Raw genomic sequence first — 2,760 nt, forward strand, 5'->3', positions numbered from 1 at the left:
CAATTTATCCGTCAAAGAAAATTCAATGGACTTATTAGCCAACCGCTCTTTGATAATCTCTTCCGTTTCTCTTAAAATATCCGGACCGTTTGCAATAACATCATCAATTGTAAAGGCTCTGCTAGGATGCATAGGCATGGCAATCATGGGCTTGATTTTCGATAAATCTACATAAATCATACCGTCATAATATGCAACAGCCGAAGGATTCAGTTCCTTATATGCATCTTTACGGCCGTGCATAGTCAAATAAGCCTTCGTATCCTCATCGGTTCTCCATACGGACGAAAGACAGGTTGTTTCCGTTGTCATGACATCAACACTGTTTCTGTAATCCGTATTCATAGATGCCACTCCGGGACCTATAAATTCCATGACCTTATTTTTAACATAACCATTCTTAAATACGGCTCCGACCAAGGCGATGGCAATGTCATGAGGTCCTACGGCCGGATTGGGCTTTCCTTCCAAATACACACCGACAATATCAGGATAAGCGATATCATAGGTATCTTCCAATAATTGTTTTACCAGCTCACCGCCACCTTCACCCATAGCCATAGTTCCAAGAGCTCCGTAACGAGTATGACTGTCTGATCCTAAAATCATGCTGCCGCAGGCAGCCATTTTTTCACGCATATATTGATGAATAACGGCTAAATGAGGCGGCACGAAAATACCGCCGTACTTTTTAGCTGCCGACAGACCGAAAACGTGATCATCTTCATTAATCGTACCACCGACGGCACACAAAGAATTGTGACAGTTAGTCAGCACATAAGGTAAAGGAAACCGCTCCATTCCCGAGGCGCGTGCCGTTTGAATAATACCTACATACGTAATATCATGGGAAGCCATAGCGTCAAAGCGAATTTTTAAATGTTCTTGCGAATTCGCCGTATTATGGTTCATCAAAATAGAGTAGGCAATGGTTCCCTTTCGTCCTTCTTCAGGTGTTACACAACAGCCGCAAGCTGCTTTCAATTCATTTTCATTACCGGCTTCTACAATTTGTGTACCGTTAATTAAGTACGCTCCGTTTTTATACAGTTTAATCACAGCGTCCTCCTCCGTTATTCCTAAATTAATTCCTTATTTCGAAAATCATGTAATCGAATTTCATATTGTAAAATAATAAACTCATATAGCTTATATTATATCATATTTATTCTACTACAAACATCCGACAATCCATCCGTTATCATTTAATTTTATTTTACAGAGCGTGTTTTTATGCTATAATTACAAGTGTATTATTCGTGGTTCGAAACACCTCTTCTTGTTTGGATATTTATAAAACTGAAAGAATATTTACCAATACCCAGCCCCTAGGAAAGGAGCCTACGGCATGACTCAAAATATTAAACTAGCCCAATTCTACGGAAAATCTCAAAACTATACTCAAATCCCCAGAGATCTTTACAGTAAATACGGCGTTAAGCGAGGTCTTCGTAATGAAGACCATACGGGGGTTCTTGTCGGCTTGACTCGTATTGCCGATGTTGTCGGATACAAGCGCGACACGGAAGGCAATAAAGTCAATAGCGACGGCATCTTGTATTATAGAGGCATAAACATTAGCGATATTGTAAATAAGGATACTTATAGCGGTTATTTGTACGAAGAAGCCTGTTTTCTACTTCTTTTCGGCTACTTACCGAATAAGGCTGAACTGAGGGAGTTCTGTAAGACCTTATCCGACTCTTACCAACTTCCCGATGATTTTCTGGAAATGAATCTGCTCCGTATGCCCGGAAAAAATTTGATGAACAAACTCCAGCATGCTTTGTTGATTTTATATAATTACGATCCCGATCCGGATAATACGGATGTGTATCAAATGCTGGGCAAGGGACTGGATATTATGGCTAAGTTACCCTCTATTGCTTGCTACGCCTATATGTCCAAAGTCCATTATTACGACCGACACAGCTTGATTATACACTATCCGCGCAAAGATTACTCGACAGCTCAAAATATTTTGTCACTTTTACGACCCGACGGTGTCTTTTCGGATGCGGAAGCTAAACTTTTAGATATTCTGCTCTTCCTTCACGCCGATCACGGTGGCGGTACAAACTCAACTTTCACCAATGTCGTCGTCGCTTCGACGGATACGGATATTTATTCCACTATGGCCAGTTCCATCGGGGCCTTAAAAGGCCCTCGTCACGGCGGCGCCAATATTCGTGCCTCCAAGCTGATGCATGCTGTTATAGATAAAATCGGCTTGGATGCATCCAATGAAAAGATGGAAGAAACGGTACGGGAAATTTTAAGCAAGACCTTCCCTCAATCAGACGGATTGGTATACGGTTTCGGACATGCCGTTTATACTCTATCAGACCCGCGTGCGGAAATTATGCGTAAGTACTGTGGTGAAATCGCTAAAAAGAAGGGGTTGGAAAAGCAGTTCGACTTTTATCGCCGCTTTGAAGATGTAGCTAAAAAAATAATCAGTGCCGAAAAGGGTATGGATATTTGCAGTAATGTTGACTACTACAGCGGATTCTGTTATCAATTACTCGGTATTCCGCAGGACTTGTATACACCCTTATTTGTCGTCAGCCGTCTCGTCGGCTGGTTAGCCCATAATTTAGAAAACAAATTATACGACGGACGAATTATGCGTCCCGCTACAAAATTTGTCGGGTCTTTAGAGCCTTACATTGCCAGAAAGGACAGATAAGAATGAAGACAATCACTGTATTTAAAGGTGACGGTATCGGCCCGGAAATTACGGATGCCGTTCTTTCCGTA

General features: G+C 41.6%; 2 protein-coding genes. One reads left to right on the forward strand and one right to left on the reverse strand.

Annotated features, from left to right (window positions below):
* The coding region (locus PGX78_RS07330; RefSeq protein WP_270446214.1) for an aconitase family protein at nt 1-1,059 on the reverse strand (1,059 nt) is incomplete at its 3' end.
* Nucleotides 1,060-1,348: 289 nt separating this feature from the next.
* On the opposite strand from PGX78_RS07330, the gene PGX78_RS07335 reads away from it, so the two are divergent.
* On the forward strand, nt 1,349-2,689 hold the full coding sequence (locus PGX78_RS07335) for a citrate synthase (protein ID WP_270446216.1): 1,341 nt from the start codon (nt 1,349-1,351) through the stop codon (nt 2,687-2,689).
* Nucleotides 2,690-2,760: the final 71 nt, after the last annotated feature.

Origin of the sequence: Megasphaera sp. AF13-6AC (genome assembly GCF_027685385.1) — a bacterium.
Lineage (GTDB): Bacteria > Bacillota > Negativicutes > Veillonellales > Megasphaeraceae > Megasphaera > Megasphaera micronuciformis.